The organism is Caproiciproducens sp. LBM24188 (assembly GCF_054130445.1).
Genome location: NZ_CP196862.1, coordinates 2,956,886 through 2,975,317, shown reverse-complemented (window position 1 = coordinate 2,975,317; position 18,432 = coordinate 2,956,886). Strand labels below are relative to the sequence as shown.

Sequence of the window (18,432 nt, the reverse complement as noted above, 5' to 3'; positions counted from 1 at the left end):
TTAGGAAACGCTGATGGAAGCAATCGCAAGGCTGCTCTGACCGGCGTTTTTGTGGTTTATAGCGCTTTTCGCCGGTAAATCGGCGAAGCCTTTTCAAAAAGAGGAGTTCGTGCTTTGAAGGATAGACGCAGCATAGGCGAAAAAAGAACCCGGACGAGTATTCGTTTGGGCAGAAAGTTTCGGTGGAACAGTCTTCAGGTTGTTTTGTCCATTGTCATGCTAGGACTTTCCCTGACGGCGGTAATGGTGATTTCTCAGCTGATTTACAGCCATGCCAGCGCGACCATCAATTATTCGGTCAGTCAAAACAACATTCAGATTGTCAGTGATGTCGCAAAGTCGATTGACAGCTATATTGACGAAATGGAATCCATATCGGACACCATTACCAATCTGCTTGCCAAGGAACCGGTCGAAAACCTAAACCGGAGCACAGTCGTCTTTCTGCGTGACGACATCGAAACCATCGCCGTGTTTGATGAAACACAGAACGCGGTTTTCTGTACCGACAGCAGAACGCTCCGGGGCGATATTGATCTGACAAGGCAGAGCTGGTTTACCGGAGTAATTGCTCAGCATTCCAACTATTTGATTTCGGTGCCGCATGTGCAAAGGCTTTTCTGGGGCGACTATCCGTGGGTGATTACGCTGACGCGCGGGGTCACGTGGAAGCAGGGCGGTGTGGTGCACAACGGCGTGGTCATGGTGGATATGAATTTTAACCGCATCCGCGACCTTTGTACGCGCGACCTGGAAAACCACGGCTACCTCTATATTATGGGCACGGACGGCAGTATTATCTATCATCCAATGCAGCAGATGATTTATGCAGGAATTCAGCCCAAGGAATTTCAGGCTACATCCCACCTTCGGGACGGCAGTTCGCAGGTGACAAATGACGGGCAGAAGCTGTCTGTCGCCGTGAAGACGCTTTCCGGCGCATCCTGGAAGGTCATCGGGGTGTCCACGCTTCAGGGGCTGGACGCATATGGAAACGGCCTGAAAAACTACATTATGACAGCGGTTTTTCTGCTTTCCTTGGCGCTGTTTTGCGCAAGCATCGTCGTCAGCCGCGGGATTGTAAGCCCGCTGCGCCAGTTAGTCTTTCTGATGGGGCGTATCTCCGGGGACGGCGAAGACATTTGTGCGCCGGAAAAGGGAGTGTTCGAGATTCGCACGCTAAGCGCTTCGTTTAATCGGATGGTTCGGCGAATCCGACAGCTGATGAATCAGGTGAAGGAGGAGCAGGAGCAGCTGCGACGAAGCGAGCTCAAAGCTCTGTATTCCCAGATTAATCCGCATTTCCTGTATAATACGCTCGACTCTGTGGTCTGGCTGGCGCAGAGCGGCGACCAGAAAAATGTGGTTCACATGGTGATGGCGCTGGCGAAGTTTTTCCGCATGTCGCTGTCCGGCGGAAGAGAGTCCATTACGGTGGAAGAGGAACTGCAGCAGGTAGAAAACTATCTGATTATTCAGCAGCTGCGGTTCTACAATACCTTTACATACGAAATCTCCTGCGAAGATGAAATCAAAAGAGCGATTACGCCAAAGCTGGTTCTTCAGCCGCTGGTGGAAAACGCCATTGTGCACGGGCTGGGAACCTTAGGCGAATCGGGCGTCATTACCGTGAAGGCGCAAAAGCGGGATAATATGCTTCTGTTTGAGGTGCGCGACAACGGATGCGGTATCCCGCCCGAAAAACTGGAGCATATTCTGGAGACTTCCCCAAAATCCCGTAACGGGTTTGGGTTAAAGAACGTACACGAAAGAATCCGGCTGGGCTGCGGGCCGGAGTACGGCCTTACACTGGAAAGCGAGCCCGATGAGGGCACCACGGTTTGGGTAAAGCTTCCACTCCAGTTTCCGGAGGCGCAGAAAGAGGTGGAATCATGAAGCGTTTTCTCATATTGATGTTTACCTCTGTCATGATTTTCTCATTGACCTCCTGCAGCTTTGCCATGAAAACCTATAAAATTGAGCTCATTGTTAAGGGAAGCAGCATGGAGTTCTGGAAAAACTTGAGCAAAGGGGCGCAGTCCGCCGCTCTGGCGAACCATGCTGAAATTCAAATGGATGGGCCGGAGGAGGAAAAGGACCCGGCCGACCAGCTGCGCTACATTGAAAAGGCGATTCAGGAAAAGCCCGACGCGATTATTCTTGCCGCGTCCGATTACAATCGCATGGTAAAACCCGTGGAGAACGCCGTGAATGCGGGTATTCCGGTGATTATGGTGGATTCGGACGTGAACAGCAAAAAAACGCTTGCTTATGTTGGCACCGACAACATCATGCTGGGCAGTAAGCTGGCGCAGAGCCTGGAAAGCCGCGTAAAAACCGGGGGCAAGGTGGCGGTTATCAGCTTTGTGCAGGACAGTTACCCGGCCGTGCAGCGGGAGAAAGGCTTTCGGGATACGATGGCGAGGTACAGCCGGTTCCAACTGCTCAAAACACAGTACGGCGGTTCCGATAATGCCATTTCGGAAAAGCTGACGGCGGCGCTGCTGAAATCCGAGCCCGACCTGGTGGCCATTGCAGCGTTGAACGAACCGTCCGCGGCCGGCGCAGCGCAGGCGCTAAGCAAATCCGGCCGGAAAAACGTGCGTGTTTTTGCAGTGGACTGTATGCCGACGGAGGCTATGTATATGGAGCAGGGTGTTGTGGACATCGCCCTGCTGCAAAACCCGTATCAAATGGGATATTACAGCGTGGAAACCGCGGTAAAGGCGTTGAACGGACAGCGGGTCGAGGACGTTTATACCGATATTTATACGGTGGACAAAAGCAATCTGTTCGATAAACTGTATCAGCAGCTGATCTTTCCGTTTTCAAATTAAGGTTGGGGGGTGTTGTTTTGTATAAGGTTGTTTTTGCAGATGACGAGACCCTGGTGCGCGACCGAATCAGTACCATGGTGGATTGGAACAGCGTGGGATTTTCCTTAGTCGCGTGCTGTACCAACGGGTACGAGCTCATGGAGCAGATGGAAAAAGAGATTCCCGATTTGGTCATTCTTGATATTAACATGCCGTTTATCAATGGGTTGGAAGCCGCTCGGCAGATTCGCCACAGCTACCCGCAGGTGAAGATTGCCTTCCTCACCAGCTATGCCGATTTTGATTACGCGCGGCAGGCGGTGGAACTCAACGCGATGAAATACATCATTAAACCCGCAACGGCGCAGGAGCTTTTGAAAGTTCTTACGGAAGCGCGCGACGCGCTGGACGCCGAAAAACAGCGTGTGCATAGAATGGCGGACCTGGAACATGCCTACCGCTGCAGCAACCAGATGCTGATGCAGGATATTCTCAGCGATATGGCGAAAAGTGACACCATCTATGAGCGCGCGCAAAGCTGCGGGTTCCACTGGAACGCGGACACCGTCTTTCAGGCTGCAGCGTTTCGCCCGGACCGCGCCGGCCGTGGAACCTACTGGGACAATGTGGATGAGCGCACGTTGCTTTTTGCACTTTGCAATGTGACCACAGAGCTGGCGGAAGACAAACAGCTTGGCTGCGTTCAGATTCATGGCGATGTGGTGGCTTTGGTCGGCACCGCGCCCGCCGATTCCATTGAATGCGTAATGCAGGATTTCGCCGAATCGATTCTGCAGATTGTGAGTACCAAGCTCCATTTCACCGTAACCGCCGGACTGGGCAGCGTCTGCCGCGGCTGCGCCGGGGTTGCGGGAAGCTTTGCGGAAGCGGAAAAGGCGATGGAGCTAAGTGTGCGCCACGGTGGAAACCGGCTTTATACCGAACAGGACCTGCAGCAGACCCATTGCGGTCACACGGCTGTTTGGAACGCTGTCAACTACATTGAAAGCACTTATGCTGACCCGAACCTTTCGGCGGACTCTGTGTGCGAGCATCTGCATGTCAGCCCCAGTTACCTGAGGGCGCTTTTTAAGCAGCAGACGGGGCTATCCATCATCGGGTACATCACGAAGGCACGCATGGAACGGGCGAAAGCCCTCCTGCTGGAACAGGGCCTCAAGAATTATAAGATTGCGGAACTGACCGGTTATTCTGATCCCCATTATTTCAGCTATTGCTTCAAACGTTATTTCGGGGTGACTCCTGCGGAAATGAGAAGTAAAGCAACCCCTAAATCACCACAAAACCAAGTTGATAAATAAAACGTTTCACTTTTAAAAAGCCCTTCTTTTCGTTTTTTCGGAAAGAAGGGCTTTTTTTATGCAAAAAAGAACTTCCATAGGAAAAGTGGGAAATTTTTATAGGATGACCTATCTTTAATAAAAAAAATATTTAAATATGTGCATTATTGAGGTGAAAGAAGGAAAAAATCGAAAATTATACCACCGGGAAAGCGGGTGGGGTGAAAAATCGCTGATCGGGTTAAAATATCGATGACTTTACCGGAAATCTATTGTATAAAAAAGTATCCTTTGCTATAATGCAGAAAATGAAACGTTTTATATTTAGAAAAGGAGACGGCTTCATGGAGGAGGAAGAAGCTTTGCGCGAAACTTATTTTGCCGAGCTTGACCCTGGGCGGCGCAAAGAGCTGCTCGAACGGTTCAGCCGGGATCATCCGCAGGACGCGGAGGTTCCTTTGTTTCAAACACTTTGGTCCTTAAGGCACGTTGATCCCAAAAACGACGAGCATCCGGTGGATATGTTTCTGTGGCAAATCGTAAACTTAATCTCCCTGTACCGTGTTCCAGGCTTTTTCAGCGGAGGAACGGAAAAGGAAATCAGGGCCGCCATGGATGCACTTGGATTCTCCGCCGTAGCAAAATACGGCGACAAAGGGCGCGAAATCCTTTACCTGGAACTTCGAAACGCGGCGCGGCGGTATTTCAGCACCTGCGAAAGCAAATCATACGGCAAAAAACTGATGGGAATTGTCACGATGAATGAGAGTGAGCGCAGGGATAAGCTGGCCCGCGAGGTATGGCAGTTAACGGAGGGCCTTTCGCGGCGTTTTGAAACGGATGAAGACATGGCGCTGTTCCGCAAGGCGGTACGCGACGAATTTATTGTGCAGTACCCGGATGGAGAGGAACGATTGGAACGGCAGGAAAAACGCCGCACAAAAAAACGGATTGCTTAATGGACCGCAATTAGGGTTTTATGTTCTGAAACAAGCAATTCTTAACAGGGAGGAACAGTCAACGTGAATAAATTTAAGAATTTGCCGGTTGTTAGGGCAATTGGCTTTAACCGGGTGGTTTTGATTGGCGTCATCCTGCTGATGTACCTAGTCTTTGCACTGCTTACCCCGGTGCTGCATTCCGGCGCAACTTTTCTAAAGTACGACCGCATTCTCAGCGCGCTCAACTATGCATACTTCATTGGATTTCTGGGGCTTGGGGTTACTTTTGTTATCGCTACGGGCGGAATCGATTTTTCCATTGGTCCCGTTATGTTTACGGCGGCGTTGGTTTCCGGCTACTGCCTCACACAGTACCACGTTCCGCTGTGGCTGTGCCTGATTCTCAGCATCGTCATCGGGGTTTTGTTCGGAATCATCAACGGGTACTTTGTCGCCTACCGCTTTTTGCCTTCGTTCATTACGTCTTTGGCGTGCATGCAGATTGCGAAAGGCGTAGGAAGCGTATTTACAAAAACACAGTCCGTCACCTGGCCTACGGAAGGGAACGAAAACGCATGGTTCCATTATCTGGTGCGCTGGGGCGACGTTCCCGTCGGGTTTATCCTGCTTTGCCTTGTCGCTGCCATATGTGCGGTGGTGCTGAATAAAACAAAGGCGGGCAGATACATACTTTGCATCGGCAGCAACAAAGAAGCGGTGCGCCTTTCCGGTGTAAATACTAAGAAGTGGGAAATGCTGGCTTATATTATCTGCGGGCTTCTTGCCGGCGTTGCGGCAATCTTCTATGTGGGCGCTTATACCACCGTTCAGCCGGGTCTGGGTGATACGTTCAACAACGAAGCCATCGCCGCATGCGTAATGGGCGGCACTTCCATGGCGGGCGGCCTTGCCTCTATGCTGGGCACGGTCATCGGTGCATTAATTATCGCGCTGATGCAGGAAGGCATCCTTGCAATGGGCTTCACCATTTCTTATCAGTATGTCATTACGGGCATTATTGTGCTGATTGCTGTCACCGCGGATACGCTCAGCAGAAAAAGAAAGAATTAATGGAGGCGTGAGCAATGGGTGACGTTATTTTAACCATGAAGGGAATCGACAAAAGGTTCCCCGGCGTGCAGGCGCTCAGCGGAGTGAACCTGGAAATCCGCAAAGGCGAGGTTCTGGCCCTGATGGGGGAGAACGGCGCCGGAAAATCCACGCTGATGAAAGTGCTTACCGGTATTTACAAAAAGGATGCCGGAACCATTACATACGAAGGCCGCGAGGTGGAATATAACAACCCGCGGGAAGCGCAGGAAGACGGAATCGTGATTGTCCACCAGGAACTGAACATGATGGGGCATCTTACCGTGGCGCAGAATATCTTTATCGGGCGCGAACCGAAAAACGGCTTCCTGATTGATGACGCCAAAATGAACAGCGACACCAGAAAGCTTTTCCAACAGCTGAACATCGACATCAATCCAAAGGAAACCATGAGCAAACTGACGGTTGGCAAACAGCAGATGTGTGAAATTGCCAAGGCCATTTCGCATAAAGCCAAAGTCATTATTTTCGACGAACCCAGCGCGGCGCTTACCGAATCGGAAATTGAGCAGCTGTTTAAAATCATCCGGAACCTCCGGGACCAGCAGCTTGGCATCGTATATATTTCCCACCGCATGGACGAAATTAAGAAAATCACCGACCGCGTTACGGTTATGCGCGACGGTTGCTATGTAGGCACACTCATTACGAAGGACTGCACGAAGGACGACATCATCAACATGATGGTCGGGCGCGTCATTTACGAAACTCCGAAAACGGAAAGCCATGTTCCGCCGGACGCTCCGGTTGTGTTGAAGGTGGAGCACCTGAATGCAGGCCGCATGGTGCAGGATGTGAGCTTTGAACTGCACAAGGGCGAGATTCTCGGATTTTCCGGCCTGATGGGCGCAGGCCGAACAGAAATGGCAAGAGCTCTGTTCGGTGCGGACCCGAAGGACAGCGGTGATATTTACATAAAAGGCGAGAAAGTGGAGATCCACACGCCGGAGGACGCCGTAAGGCATGGCATCGGTTACCTTTCAGAGGATCGCAAGCGGTTTGGCATCGTATTGAAGAAGAGCATTACGGAAAATGCGACGCTGACCTGCCTGCCAAGGTATTGCAAGGGCGTGTTTATTGACAAGAACAAGGAAAAACAGGTGACAAAGCAGTACGTGGATACGCTGCGAATCAAAACACCGGGCATCGACCAGCTTGTCATGAATCTTTCCGGCGGCAACCAGCAGAAGGTCGTTATTGAAAAATGGTTAATTGGCGATTCCGATATCCTGATTTTTGACGAACCAACCCGAGGAATTGATGTCGGCGCAAAACAGGAAATTTATGAACTGATGAACCGTCTTGTGGACGAAGGAAAATCCATCATCATGATCTCTTCTGAAATGGCCGAAATTACGCGCATGAGCGACCGCATTATTGTAATGTGCGAAGGCCGCATTACCGGAGAGCTGGATATTAAGGAAACTTCGCAGGAACAAATTATGCATTATGCTACACTGCGCGCGGGAGGGTCGGACAATGAATGAAAAAAGGAAAAGCGGCCTTGCCGCAAACCCGTTTCTGAAAAGTCTTGGAACACAGCAGGCTATTATTGTTGGCGTAATCATCGTATTATTTATCTTTTTCAGTTTGGCAAGCGTATCGTTCCGTAAATACACAACCGTCGTAACCTTATGCAACTACATGTATTATATCTTGCTCATGGCCATCGGCGTTACTTTCCCCCTGCTGACGGGCGGCGTTGACCTTTCCATCGGCACCGGGCTCATCTGTTACGCGATTGTCGGCAGCTACGTCATTTCAAACGGTCACATGCCGGTTGGCGTCGGAATGCTGGTTGTCATGATCATGTCACTGATCATCGGTTTTATCAACGGAATCATCATTGCCAAGCTGGATTTGCCCCCGTTCATTACCACCCTGTGCACCATGATGATTGTGCGCGGGCTGGGTTCGATCTTGACGGGCGGACTTAGCGGCGTGTGGCCGATGGCAGGCTCCGCCGGCGGATGGTGCCGCAGTATCTTTAAGATTACCGTCGGTAAGACCATTATTCCAATCGGAATTATTTGGATGCTGATTCTGATCGCCATCATGTCCATTATTCTGAGGAAAACAAAGATCGGCCGTTACATTCTGGCAATTGGAAGCAATAAAGAGGCGCTCCGCCTTTCCGGTGTAAATGTTGTGAAATGGCAGGTTATCGCGTACATCATTTCCGGATTCTTTGCCGGGCTGGCGGCAATTGCCTATGCGTGCACCTTCTCCAACATCACCCCTGGCACGGGCGCCGGCCTCGAGCTGGACGCCATCGGCGGTGCCATCATCGGCGGCACTTCCATGACGGGCGGTTCCGGTTCTATTGTGGGGACACTGCTCGGCGTGCTTGTCATTTCCCTGTTGAAAACAGGTCTTCCGTACATCGGCCTGCAGGCAAACTGGCAGCAGATTATTACCGGACTGGTTCTGCTTGCCGCCATCACAGCCGATATGGCCAAACGGAAAAAGGCCGCCTGACACATCAGAAATACGCCATAGGCGTATATCGATATTTTAAAATTAGGAGGATATCTGTATGAAAAAGGTCACGGCACTTATAATGGCAGCCACTATGACAATGACAATGGTTACTGCAGGATGCAGCAACGGCGGTTCCACCTCTTCCGCGGCAGAACCGGCAGCCGCAAGCGCGAACAGCGCAGCTTCATCCGAAGCTGCGGGCGGCGGCAAAACCTACCACTTCGAGATTGTTTCGAAGGGGTTCCAGTCTACCTACTGGCAGGCAGTTTATAAGGGCGCTGAGGCAGAACTGGAAAAGCTGAATTCAGACGCGAAGTATCAGAAGTATTCCATGAACTTTGTGGGACCGGATTCCGAATCCGACATTGCAGTTCAGGTGCAGGAATTCACTTCCGCGCTGAATGCGAAACCGGACGCAATTGGTCTGGCCGCACTGGACGTTAACGCACTGCTCGATTCCATTAAGACCGCCCAGAGCTCCAAGATCCCGATCATCGGTTTTGACTCCGGTGTTCCGAAGGCTCCGGAAGGTTCGGTTCTTGCCAACGCTTCCACCGATAACTATGCAGCCGGTAAAGCAGCGGCGGACGGCCTGTACGAGAAAATTAAGGGCTCCATCGGCCAAAAACAGGTTCGTATCGGCGAAGTAAACCAAGATGCGACCTCCGAATCCATCACCAACCGCGGCCTCGGCTTTATCGATCGAATGATCGAACTGCTGAAAGCCGACAACCACACCGTGTTTGTAACCGGTAACGACAAATATGTGGGTTCCTGCAAGGGCAGCACCGGCAAAGAGGCAGACGCTGATGTGATTATTGAAGTCCGCGTACCTTCCCAGACCACAACCGAACTGTGCGCAACTGAGGCCGGCGTTATCCTGAACAAGAAAGACACCATCGCGATCTTCGGTTCCAACCAGGTTGCCGCCGAAGGTATTATCACCGCAAATGAAACTCTGAATGTCTGCGGTTCGGAAGACGGAAAAATCATTGCCATTGGCTTTGACTCCGGCAAGGTCATCAAAGCTGCTGTAACGGATGGCACCATGTACGGCGCTGTTACCCAGGCTCCTGTACAAATCGGTAAGGTCCTGATCGATCTGCTTGCGGATTCTGCGGAAGGAAAGGCTGTAAAAGATACCGATACCGGATGCCAGTTCTATACAAAAGACAACATCTCCAGTCAGGAAATTGCTCAGAACCTTTACGATTAATTTCGTAAAGCACTGCGGCTGAACAACCAGCACCTGTGTGTCCGGTTTGGGCGCACAGGTGCTTTGCCGCAGGTTTTCCCGAACCGATGCGTGCAATTCGTTTCGGGATTCGATAAGAAAAACCCGCAAACTGCACACAAAAAACACGGAATCATAAAATCTTTTTTGCAACAACCAGTCCGGCACTAAAATGATCATATCATCCTGGGAAGGACATTCCCGATAATCAAACTTTTTTTAAGGAGACCCCACTATGCTGAAAAATATCAATCCAATCCTGTCGCCGGAATTGCTGAAAGTACTTTGTGAAATGGGACATGGCGATGAAATTGTCATCGCCGATGGAAATTTCCCTGCGGAAAGCGTGGGGAAAAACGCGATTGTCATTCGTGCGGATGGTCACGGTGTTCCGGAAATTCTGGATGCCGTTTTATCTTTGATTCCTCTGGATCAGTATACACCAAAGCCGGCGGCGCTGATGGAGGTGACTCCCGGTGACCCGGTAAAGCCGGTCATCTGGGACATTTACAAACAAATGTTGAAACAGCACGGTGAAAACCCGGAAGCCATTGAAATGACGGAACGCTTTGCGTTTTACGAACGTGCGAAAAAAGCGTATGCCATTGTTGCAACGGGCGAAACGGCTATTTATGCAAACATCCTGCTGAAAAAAGGTGTGGTGAAATGAACGGGGCCACCAGAGTATTAGCCTTTGACTTCGGCGCATCCTCGGGCCGTGCAATCCTTGCAACCTATGACGGGGAAAACTTTTCCTATGAAGAAATTCACCGTTTTGAGAATGTCCCTCATGAAGTCAACGGGCATCTGTGCTGGAACTTCGACGTGCTGCGGTCGGAAGTGCAAAAGGGTATCGATAAGGCCGGCGCGTTCGACAGCATCGGTTTCGACACATGGGGTGTGGACTTTGGGCTTTTGGATGAGAACGGTGCGCTTTTGGCGGACCCGGTGCATTACCGCGACCGCCGTACGGACGGCATGATTGAAAAAGCGTTAAAGACCATGCGTGCCTCGGAACTGTACGGTAAGACAGGAACGCAGCTGATCTTTTTCAACACTCTGTTTCAGCTGATGGCGCTGAAGGAACAACAGCCCGAGCTGCTGGAAAAGGCAAAAACCCTGTTGTTTATGCCGGATCTGTTTGCCTACACCCTGAGCGGGGTGCCTGCCTGCGAACGCAGCATCGCTTCCACCAGCCAGCTGCTGGACACCGAAACCGGCGATTGGTGCCACGATATTCTGGAAGCGTTTGGCCTGCCGGAAAGGATCCTGCTTCCGCCGGTCAAAAGCGGGAGCATTACCGGCGTGATGCATAACGGGGCAAAGGTAATCGCCGTGGCAGGGCATGATACGCAGTGCGCTTCTGCTGCAGTGCCCACCCACGACCCGAACGTTGCGTTCCTTTCCTGCGGCACATGGAGCCTGCTCGGTACCGAACTGGACCGCCCTATTCTAAGCCAGGCCAGCATGAAGCTGGGGCTGTCGAACGAGCTGGGTGCAAACGGGCGGGTCAATTATCTGAAAAACATTATCGGCCTGTGGCTGATTCAGGAAAGCCGCCGTGCCCTGCGCCAGAAAGGCGAAGAATATTCTTACGCCGATCTGGAACGTTTGGCACTGCAGGCGGAACCGTTCCGCTGCTTTATCGACCCGGATGCGCCGGAGTTTGCGCCCCCGGGGGACATTCCGGAGCGCGTGCGGGAGTTTTGCCGCAGAACTGGGCAGACCCCGCCGCAAACGGTCGGCGAGGTGATGCGGTGTATTTATGAAAGTTTGGCACTGAAATACCGCTATGCGGTGGAACAGCTGCGGGATGCGACCGGAAAGCGTTTTTCCGCCCTTCATATTCTGGGCGGTGGCACCAAGGACCGCCTGCTTTGCCAGATGAGCGCAAACAGCACCGGCCTGCCGGTAGTTGCAGGGCCGGTGGAGGCCACCGCGCTGGGCAATATCATTATCCAGCTGGTTGCGCTTGGCAAGTTGGGCAATATTGACGCAGGACGCGACCTGATTGCCGCAACAGAGACTTTAAAGCATTATACCCCTGCGGAAACGCAGCAGTGGAACCTTGCGTATGAGACTTTTCAAACGATATTGAATAAAGGAGTGATAAACAATGCTGTATCCTAAAATCGGAATCCGCCCGATCATCGATGGGCGCTGGGGCGGCGTTCGTGAAAGTCTGGAAAAACAAACAATGGGAATGGCTCAAGGAGCCGCAAAACTGATTGAGGAGAATCTGAAATACCCGGATGGTACGCCGGTTCAGTGTGTGGTAGGCTGCACAACCATCGGCGGCGGCGCAGAAGCGGCAGCGGTCGCGGATCAGTTTGCTACGGAAAATGTAGTCGCCACGCTTTCCGTAACACCCTGCTGGTGCTACGGTACAGAAACGTTCGACATGGACCCCAAAACCATTAAAGCGGTGTGGGGCTTTAACGGAACCGAACGCCCCGGCGCAGTGTATCTTGCGGCGGTTATGGCGGCACACGCACAGCGCGGACTGCCGGCGTTTTCCATTTACGGCCATGATGTTCAGGACGCGACGGACTCCACCATTCCGGAGGACGTTGCGGAAAAGATCCTTCGCTTCGCCCGCTGCGCAGTTGCCGTCGGCTGGATGAAGAACAAGGCTTATGTAAACTTCGGCGGAGTTGCTATGGGGATTGCAGGCAGCTACTGCGACGCTTCCGTTATGCAGAAGTATTTTGGAATTCGTGCGGAATGGGTGGATTTGACGGAGATTCTCCGCCGCATTACCCTGAATATTTACGATCCGCAGGAATTTGAAAAAGCGTTGAAGTGGGTTCAGGAAAATTGCCGGGAAGGCTTTGACAAGAACGCCGCGAAGAACCTGCCCGAGGTGATCACAAAGTCCAAGGTGGTTCCTCCGGACAAGGATTGGGAATTCATTACCAAGATGACGATTGTCATGCGCGACATTCTTTACGGCAACAAAAAGCTGGAGGAAATGGGCTGGCACGAAGAAGCGCTCGGAAAGAACGCCGTGCTGGGCGGCTTCCAGGGGCAGCGTAACTGGACGGACTGGCTGCCGAACGCAGACTTTACAGAATCCCTGATGGCTAGTACGTTCGACTGGAACGGCCCGAAGCAGCCGACCGCGTTTGCCACGGAAAACGATACCTGCAACGGCATTTCCATGCTGCTGGGCACGTTGGTTACCCATACCGCCCCCTGCTTCCACGATGTGCGCACCTACTGGAGCCCGGAGGCTTGCCAGCGCGTAACCGGATGGAAGCCTACCGGGAAGGCCGCAAACGGATTTATTCACCTGATCAACTCCGGCGCGACGGCGCTGGACGGCAGCGGTGCCTGCAGAAACGAGCAGGGTGAACCGGTCATGAAACCGTTCTGGGAGATGAAAGAATCCGATATCAAGGCCTGCCTGGAAGCGACCGATTGGTGCCGCGCAGATTACGAGTACTTCCGTGGCGGCGGATTCAGCAGCCACTTCCGCTGCAAGGCGGAAATGCCGGTTACCATGCTGCGCTTTAATATTGTGGATGGCATCGGCCCGGTGCTTCAAATCGCCGAAGGCTGGACGGTCAACCTGCCCGACGAAGTCCACAATACGATTGACAAGCGCACCGATCCCACCTGGCCGACCACATGGTTCAGCCCCCGCCTGACCGGAACCGGCGCATTTACCGATGTTTACAGCGTTATGGCGAACTGGGGCGCCAACCACGGCGTAACGGTTTACGGCCACGCTGGTGCGGACCTGATTACGCTGGCTTCCATGCTGCGTATTCCGGTCACCATGCACAACGTTCCGGCGGAGAAGGTGTACCGCCCGCATGCATGGGCCTCGTTCGGCACGCAGGACCAACAAGCGGCAGATTATGCTGCCTGCAGACAGTACGGCCCCCTCTACAAGTAAGTTTTTGCAACATAAAGAAAGTTATATAAAAAGCGGTGTCTGCATTAACCACCGTGTTGTAGGGAAAGATTTTCAATTCAATAGTTTTATTGCATTAAGGCAGACAGCTTTTACCCAGCTGTCTGCCTTTTGCTATTCTTATGCCACACCTAATTCCCTTTGAAGCGCCTGTGTATCTGCTAAATCCAGCATTCCAACATCACGATAATAAATTGTTACCTGCTGAAATGCTGTTCTTGAGTATCGTTCGGATTTTTCACCAACCACAATCTTATCAATGAACAGGTGTAGTATTTCGGAGGTCAACTCTGGGACTTCAGGGTATTGCTTGGCTTTGGCTATAAATAAATCTACATTGGCAATGCTTCTTTTAAGCTTTTCCAGCTCTTTTTCTTTCTCTGGAATAGCAGCTGCTACTTCTTTTTGCTCATCAAGGTAGTCTTGGCTTAGGGCACGAAATACTTCATTTGGAATTTTTCCCAACACATTATCCTCATAGAGACGTTTGAAAAGTGCCTTAAGTTCTTCCTCACGATGCTTGAGCTTTACTATTTTTTGATGCAAATTTGAAATATCACTTTGCACCTGTGAGGTGTTTTTCTTATTAAGATACTTTCCAAATAAGCTTTCATGTGTCCGGGCAAGGTGAGTGACACGCCTTAAATCATCCAGCACAATTGCTTTAATGGCATCCTCTCGGATGTAGTGAGATGTACAAAAGTCTTTGCCGTTTTTGTTGTAAGTTCGGCATTTGAAATTATTGTAATTCTCGCCTTTGGTGTGGGTGCGATAGAGATCAAGCTTGTCCCCACAGTCCTGACAGTATAACAGTCCTGAGAAAATGTTAGGGTTGTCCATAGGTGTCGGTCTGATTTTACTCTCTCTTAACTTTTGGACGATATCCCAAGTTTCTTTGTCCACAAGAGCTTCATGGGTATTTTCAAAACGCACTTGCTCATCGGTTGGACGCACCACACGCTTCTTATTTTTATAGGACTTGGTGGTGTTGACAAGGCTGATGGTGTGCCCAAGATAAACCTCATTTTCCAAAACTCGTATTACATTTTCAGAGTGCCACTTGTATGGCTGCTCCAAATTCAGCTTGGCATTCTTCTTCCCCTCTTTGCGATAATAGTAATGTGCCGGGGTGAGTATCTCACGCTTTTTTAGCTCTCGTGCAATCTGATTGGGACCTTTACCACCAACACAGAGAGAAAATATCAGCTTTACAACCTCGGCAGATTCTTCATCGGGAACAAGATGGCTCTTTGGATTTTCCGGGTCACGCATGTACCCATAGGGAGGCTTGCCACCAAGCCAAGCACCTGTTTCAGCTTTGGCACGCTTAGCTGCACGGATTTTACGGCTACAGTCTTTTGCATAAAGCTCGTTGATTATATTTTTAAAAGGGGTAAAATCATCGTTTCCATACAGACTGTCAATGCCATCTCCGATAGCTATAAATCGCACGTCATAGTTGGGGAATACGATTTCAGTGTATCTCCCCACCTCTAAATACTCACGCCCAAATCGGCTCATATCTTTTACAATTATGGTTTCGACTTCGCCATTTTCCACCAGCGACATTAGTTCTTTAAATGATGGTCTGTTGAAATTCGTACCCGAGTAACCGTCATCTGCCATGAATTTTAGATTTTCAAAACCATTTTCCTTTGCGTATTTTTCTAAAATCAGCCTTTGGTTTTGAATGCTGTTAGACTCGCCTTGACTGCCATCATCTTGACTTAACCTTGCATATAAAATTGTGTACTTATCGTTTGCCATTTTTACGGCTCCTTTCTCTTGGCAAACTGAATACGATGTGTGCGGTAGAACCGCAACCACATCATACCCAAATGATTTGCCAAAGTCTACTGAATATCTGAAACTACTCTGCTTTTTTCATTACATCCAAGTCAATCAGCTTAATGATTTTTTCTGTGGGTGTAGCTGTAGCAATAGAAGGAAATACAGAAGTGACAAAGAAGGTTTGACCGTTTATCTTCATCTGCCGTTCGGTACGCATACCAGTGTCGTCAAAATATACTCCGGCATCACGATAAATAGGCATTACTTTTCCGTCCTGCTGCCTTGTTAAAGGCAAGGTTTCCCCATAAAATCCAGTGTTTTTGTTCATTTAATCCCTCCATCATACGAAGCATCAAGGTTCTCTTAACCCATTCAAAATCTATAATTTTGTAAAGGGGTGAGGTTCCTACATTTTCATTTCAAAATCATATCCGCTGTGGTCATCCTGCTTTTGACCGACACCCTTTTTGCGTTCGTGAATGACCCTTTGAGTGGTGCTATCTCTCACCGGAGCAGGGGCGTCAAGCCGTTCCAAAGAGCGTCCAAGCTGAACCACGCTATTGCCAATGCCAGCAATGTCAAGGGAATTACCACCCACAGAGGTGTCCATTCCAGCTCGGGCAATCTCAGCTTGGGCAGAGAAAAGGAACGCTCTCTCGGTTTCCCAGCCTGTGATAAGCTCTGCTGTATCTGCGAGAGTATCTTGCTGATTCGCTCCAGCTCCGTCCTCGTGAGCAGATTGTTCATCTGTGCTTTTAGGCTGTGGTTCTGCTGTTGTAAGGCTTTCAGTTGCTCCTGCATCGTGAGTAAAATCTCGAACAGCTCGTCCAAATCCTGCTGTGTCAGAGGACAGGGACTGGGCATCGGCTGTGGTGGTGGCTGCGGTTTGTTCCGCTGTTTGAGTTCTTCCAGTGATAATTTCCTGTCTGATTCGTAGCTCAAGCTCCATCCTCTCCTTTAAATATTTTGATTCGTGCAGGCGGTCATCTCGGCATTTCATACCCTTTGGTGTGGTATAGGTGATGCTTTTTCGGCTGTCCGTCCACTTCACACCATAGCCCTCAAACTCCATCAGCTCGATAAACTGCTCCTTGCTGACAGCATATTTCATGCACTCATCGATGGTATTCACCAGTCGCATTTTCCAGCTGTCACCCTTGGCTGCTGCGTGATATTCCGAAACACTCATGGACTTGCTACGCTCATGCTTAGGCTTCGGTTTGCAAACCTCGAAGCCATATTCCATGCACAGCCTGTCATTGAGCTGCCTTATGGGTTCAATCTCCGGAGTGCTAATATGAAATTTTCTGCCTGTTTCCAAGGCAACGGAGTTGATGATGAAGTGAGAATGAATGTGGTCACGGTCGGTGTGGGTGCAGATTAACACCTCGTAATCCTTGAAATGCTCCGCCAGCTTGACCGCCATTTCGTGTGCAATTTTAGGCGGCACATCCTCGCCCTTGGGAAAGGACTGCACCATGTGATAGTACATTCGACCACTGTCCTTGCCGTGGTACAACTTGGTATTGATAAATTCATGGTAGACCGTTTCGGGAGAACAGTTCAACCCCGACACCAAACGCTCTCTCTTAAACAGGGTCTTTTCGGTTTTCATAGCGTAGTTCATCACCGCAGACATACTGGGTCGTGACTGCTTTTTCTTAAACTTTGCGAAGCTTACAATGGCTATGCTGACCACCTCCTACGCTCTAAAATCTCTTGCAGGCTCTGATTGATTTTAGTAAAACACTCCAGTGTTTCCGTTAAATTTACGGCTTGCACTCTGCCCATATTGGCGAGTGTGGCAATCTGATTGAGGTTTCTGCCCACAGCTTTTAGCTCTCTTAACACCTCGGCAAGGTCGGTGATGATGACAATTTCCTTGCCGAGACAGGTGGTGGTAACATAGTCGGTAATATTCTTGTTGGCTTGTTCGGCTTTTCGGTGGATTTTATCAAAATCCTTTTGGGTCAGTTTAATGCTTAATCTTCGCTTTTTTGTATCCATATGCGATGTACCTCCGTTCTTAAAGTGGGTCTGGGCTTCTGCCCAGCCAGCTGCATCGGCGGTCGGGGGCAACGCCACCGACAAGCCGTTTGCGATGCTGGCTCTCTCCGAGGAGAGAAAGTGGTAGCGGTAATCTTTGCGGTTAAAGGCATAACCGACAGAGAAGAAAAATGTCGGCACTTGCTCGCTTGGTGGCTGTTTTTGAAGATATGGTGGTGTTATGCCATCCCATCGTGAATCTCGCCACACAGGGGCAAACAGGGGGCAACGGTGCGAATGGTTTGTTCCCATGAAGTGCCGATAGGGTCGAGACTTATGAGACACGCTTTTGGTCGGCACTATCGTCACCTGCCTTAACTAATTCAACAATTCTTTTGCCGTTGCTACGTCGTGCAGAGCCCAGTATTCCAAGCTTTTCAAGGCTTTTGGATAACCTCCCTTAATAAAGTCTCTCATACTTAATTTGTCTTCATTTTTCATAGATTTTCATGTTAATCTGGTTGAGCCTTTACTCCAGATACTGCGATTTAGCTGGTAGTTTTGTGGTTTCAGGCAGAGCAAATAAAACCGCATATGTTTTATCTGTCTCGGCCATCGGGATCCCACATCAACTCCAAGCAGCAAACCTCCCATGTCTTCCGGCATCGAATGTGCCTAATTCCTTCGTCCTGCTTATCCTGGAGGTGGAACGTCAATCATGCTCCTAAACTGGGTCTATGCCCTAAAGGTGAAATTCAACTTGACTGCCCCGGCTCTTCCTTTTCAAAGTGCAATTTGGTGCCCACTATTGCTGTAATCGTTGTACCTGATTCCACTTGCTGCGGCCGGCAAG

Annotated in this window: 15 protein-coding genes; 11 read left to right on the top strand and 4 right to left on the bottom strand. The window is 50.4% G+C overall.

The window, feature by feature from the left end:
• The first annotated feature begins 165 nt into the window (after positions 1-165).
• The 11 genes from ACSVDI_RS14015 to ACSVDI_RS13965 all read left to right on the top strand — a co-directional run bounded on the left by ACSVDI_RS14015 (position 166) and on the right by ACSVDI_RS13965 (position 13,784).
• Positions 166-1,896: a sensor histidine kinase gene (locus ACSVDI_RS14015; RefSeq protein WP_457943751.1), complete on the top strand. Its 1,731-nt coding sequence runs from the start codon at positions 166-168 to the stop codon at positions 1,894-1,896.
• A complete protein-coding gene (locus ACSVDI_RS14010) occupies positions 1,893-2,837 on the top strand; it encodes a substrate-binding domain-containing protein (RefSeq protein ID WP_457943750.1) in 945 nt (314 codons plus the stop codon). Before ACSVDI_RS14015 ends, ACSVDI_RS14010 begins: the two co-directional genes overlap by 4 nt.
• A 17-nt stretch (positions 2,838-2,854) precedes the next feature.
• Positions 2,855-4,138: a response regulator gene (locus ACSVDI_RS14005; protein ID WP_457943748.1), complete on the top strand. Its 1,284-nt coding sequence runs from the start codon at positions 2,855-2,857 to the stop codon at positions 4,136-4,138.
• A gap of 323 nt (positions 4,139-4,461) precedes the next feature.
• The gene (locus tag ACSVDI_RS14000; protein ID WP_457943746.1) at positions 4,462-5,076 is read left to right on the top strand and encodes a DUF6553 family protein; all 615 of its coding nucleotides are present in this window, start codon (positions 4,462-4,464) and stop codon (positions 5,074-5,076) included.
• Between the two features lie 63 nt (positions 5,077-5,139).
• A complete protein-coding gene (locus ACSVDI_RS13995; RefSeq protein WP_457943744.1) occupies positions 5,140-6,129 on the top strand; it encodes an ABC transporter permease in 990 nt (329 codons plus the stop codon).
• Between the two features lie 14 nt (positions 6,130-6,143).
• A complete protein-coding gene (locus tag ACSVDI_RS13990) occupies positions 6,144-7,655 on the top strand; it encodes a sugar ABC transporter ATP-binding protein (RefSeq protein ID WP_457943743.1) in 1,512 nt (503 codons plus the stop codon).
• Positions 7,648-8,646 carry an ABC transporter permease gene (locus ACSVDI_RS13985; protein ID WP_457943741.1) on the top strand — a complete coding sequence of 333 codons (999 nt, stop codon included), beginning with the start codon at positions 7,648-7,650 and terminating at the stop codon, positions 8,644-8,646. The genes ACSVDI_RS13990 and ACSVDI_RS13985 overlap by 8 nt, the downstream gene beginning before the upstream one ends.
• 58 nt (positions 8,647-8,704) lie before the next feature.
• A complete protein-coding gene (locus ACSVDI_RS13980) occupies positions 8,705-9,865 on the top strand; it encodes a substrate-binding domain-containing protein (protein ID WP_457943739.1) in 1,161 nt (386 codons plus the stop codon).
• Positions 9,866-10,118: 253 nt separating this feature from the next.
• On the top strand, positions 10,119-10,553 hold the full coding sequence (gene fucU / locus ACSVDI_RS13975; RefSeq protein ID WP_457943738.1) for an L-fucose mutarotase: 435 nt from the start codon (positions 10,119-10,121) through the stop codon (positions 10,551-10,553).
• Positions 10,550-12,013: a rhamnulokinase gene (locus ACSVDI_RS13970; RefSeq protein WP_457943736.1), complete on the top strand. Its 1,464-nt coding sequence runs from the start codon at positions 10,550-10,552 to the stop codon at positions 12,011-12,013. Before fucU ends, ACSVDI_RS13970 begins: the two co-directional genes overlap by 4 nt.
• Positions 12,000-13,784, top strand: coding sequence for an L-fucose isomerase (locus tag ACSVDI_RS13965; protein ID WP_457943734.1), 1,785 nt, complete (start codon positions 12,000-12,002; stop codon positions 13,782-13,784). The genes ACSVDI_RS13970 and ACSVDI_RS13965 overlap by 14 nt, the downstream gene beginning before the upstream one ends.
• A gap of 138 nt (positions 13,785-13,922) precedes the next feature.
• Here ACSVDI_RS13965 and ACSVDI_RS13960 read toward each other — a convergent pair whose 3' ends face one another.
• From ACSVDI_RS13960 to ACSVDI_RS13945, 4 genes are all read right to left on the bottom strand, one after another.
• Positions 13,923-15,569 carry a recombinase family protein gene (locus ACSVDI_RS13960; protein ID WP_457943732.1) on the bottom strand — a complete coding sequence of 549 codons (1,647 nt, stop codon included), beginning with the start codon at positions 15,567-15,569 and terminating at the stop codon, positions 13,923-13,925.
• A gap of 103 nt (positions 15,570-15,672) precedes the next feature.
• On the bottom strand, positions 15,673-15,921 hold the full coding sequence (locus ACSVDI_RS13955) for a hypothetical protein (protein WP_457943730.1): 249 nt from the start codon (positions 15,919-15,921) through the stop codon (positions 15,673-15,675).
• A gap of 78 nt (positions 15,922-15,999) precedes the next feature.
• The gene (locus ACSVDI_RS13950) at positions 16,000-17,208 is read right to left on the bottom strand and encodes a relaxase/mobilization nuclease domain-containing protein (RefSeq protein WP_457943728.1); all 1,209 of its coding nucleotides are present in this window, start codon (positions 17,206-17,208) and stop codon (positions 16,000-16,002) included.
• A gap of 71 nt (positions 17,209-17,279) precedes the next feature.
• Complete coding sequence (locus ACSVDI_RS13945; RefSeq protein WP_457943726.1) at positions 17,280-17,939, bottom strand: MobC family plasmid mobilization relaxosome protein; 660 nt, start codon at positions 17,937-17,939, stop codon at positions 17,280-17,282.
• Positions 17,940-18,432: the final 493 nt, after the last annotated feature.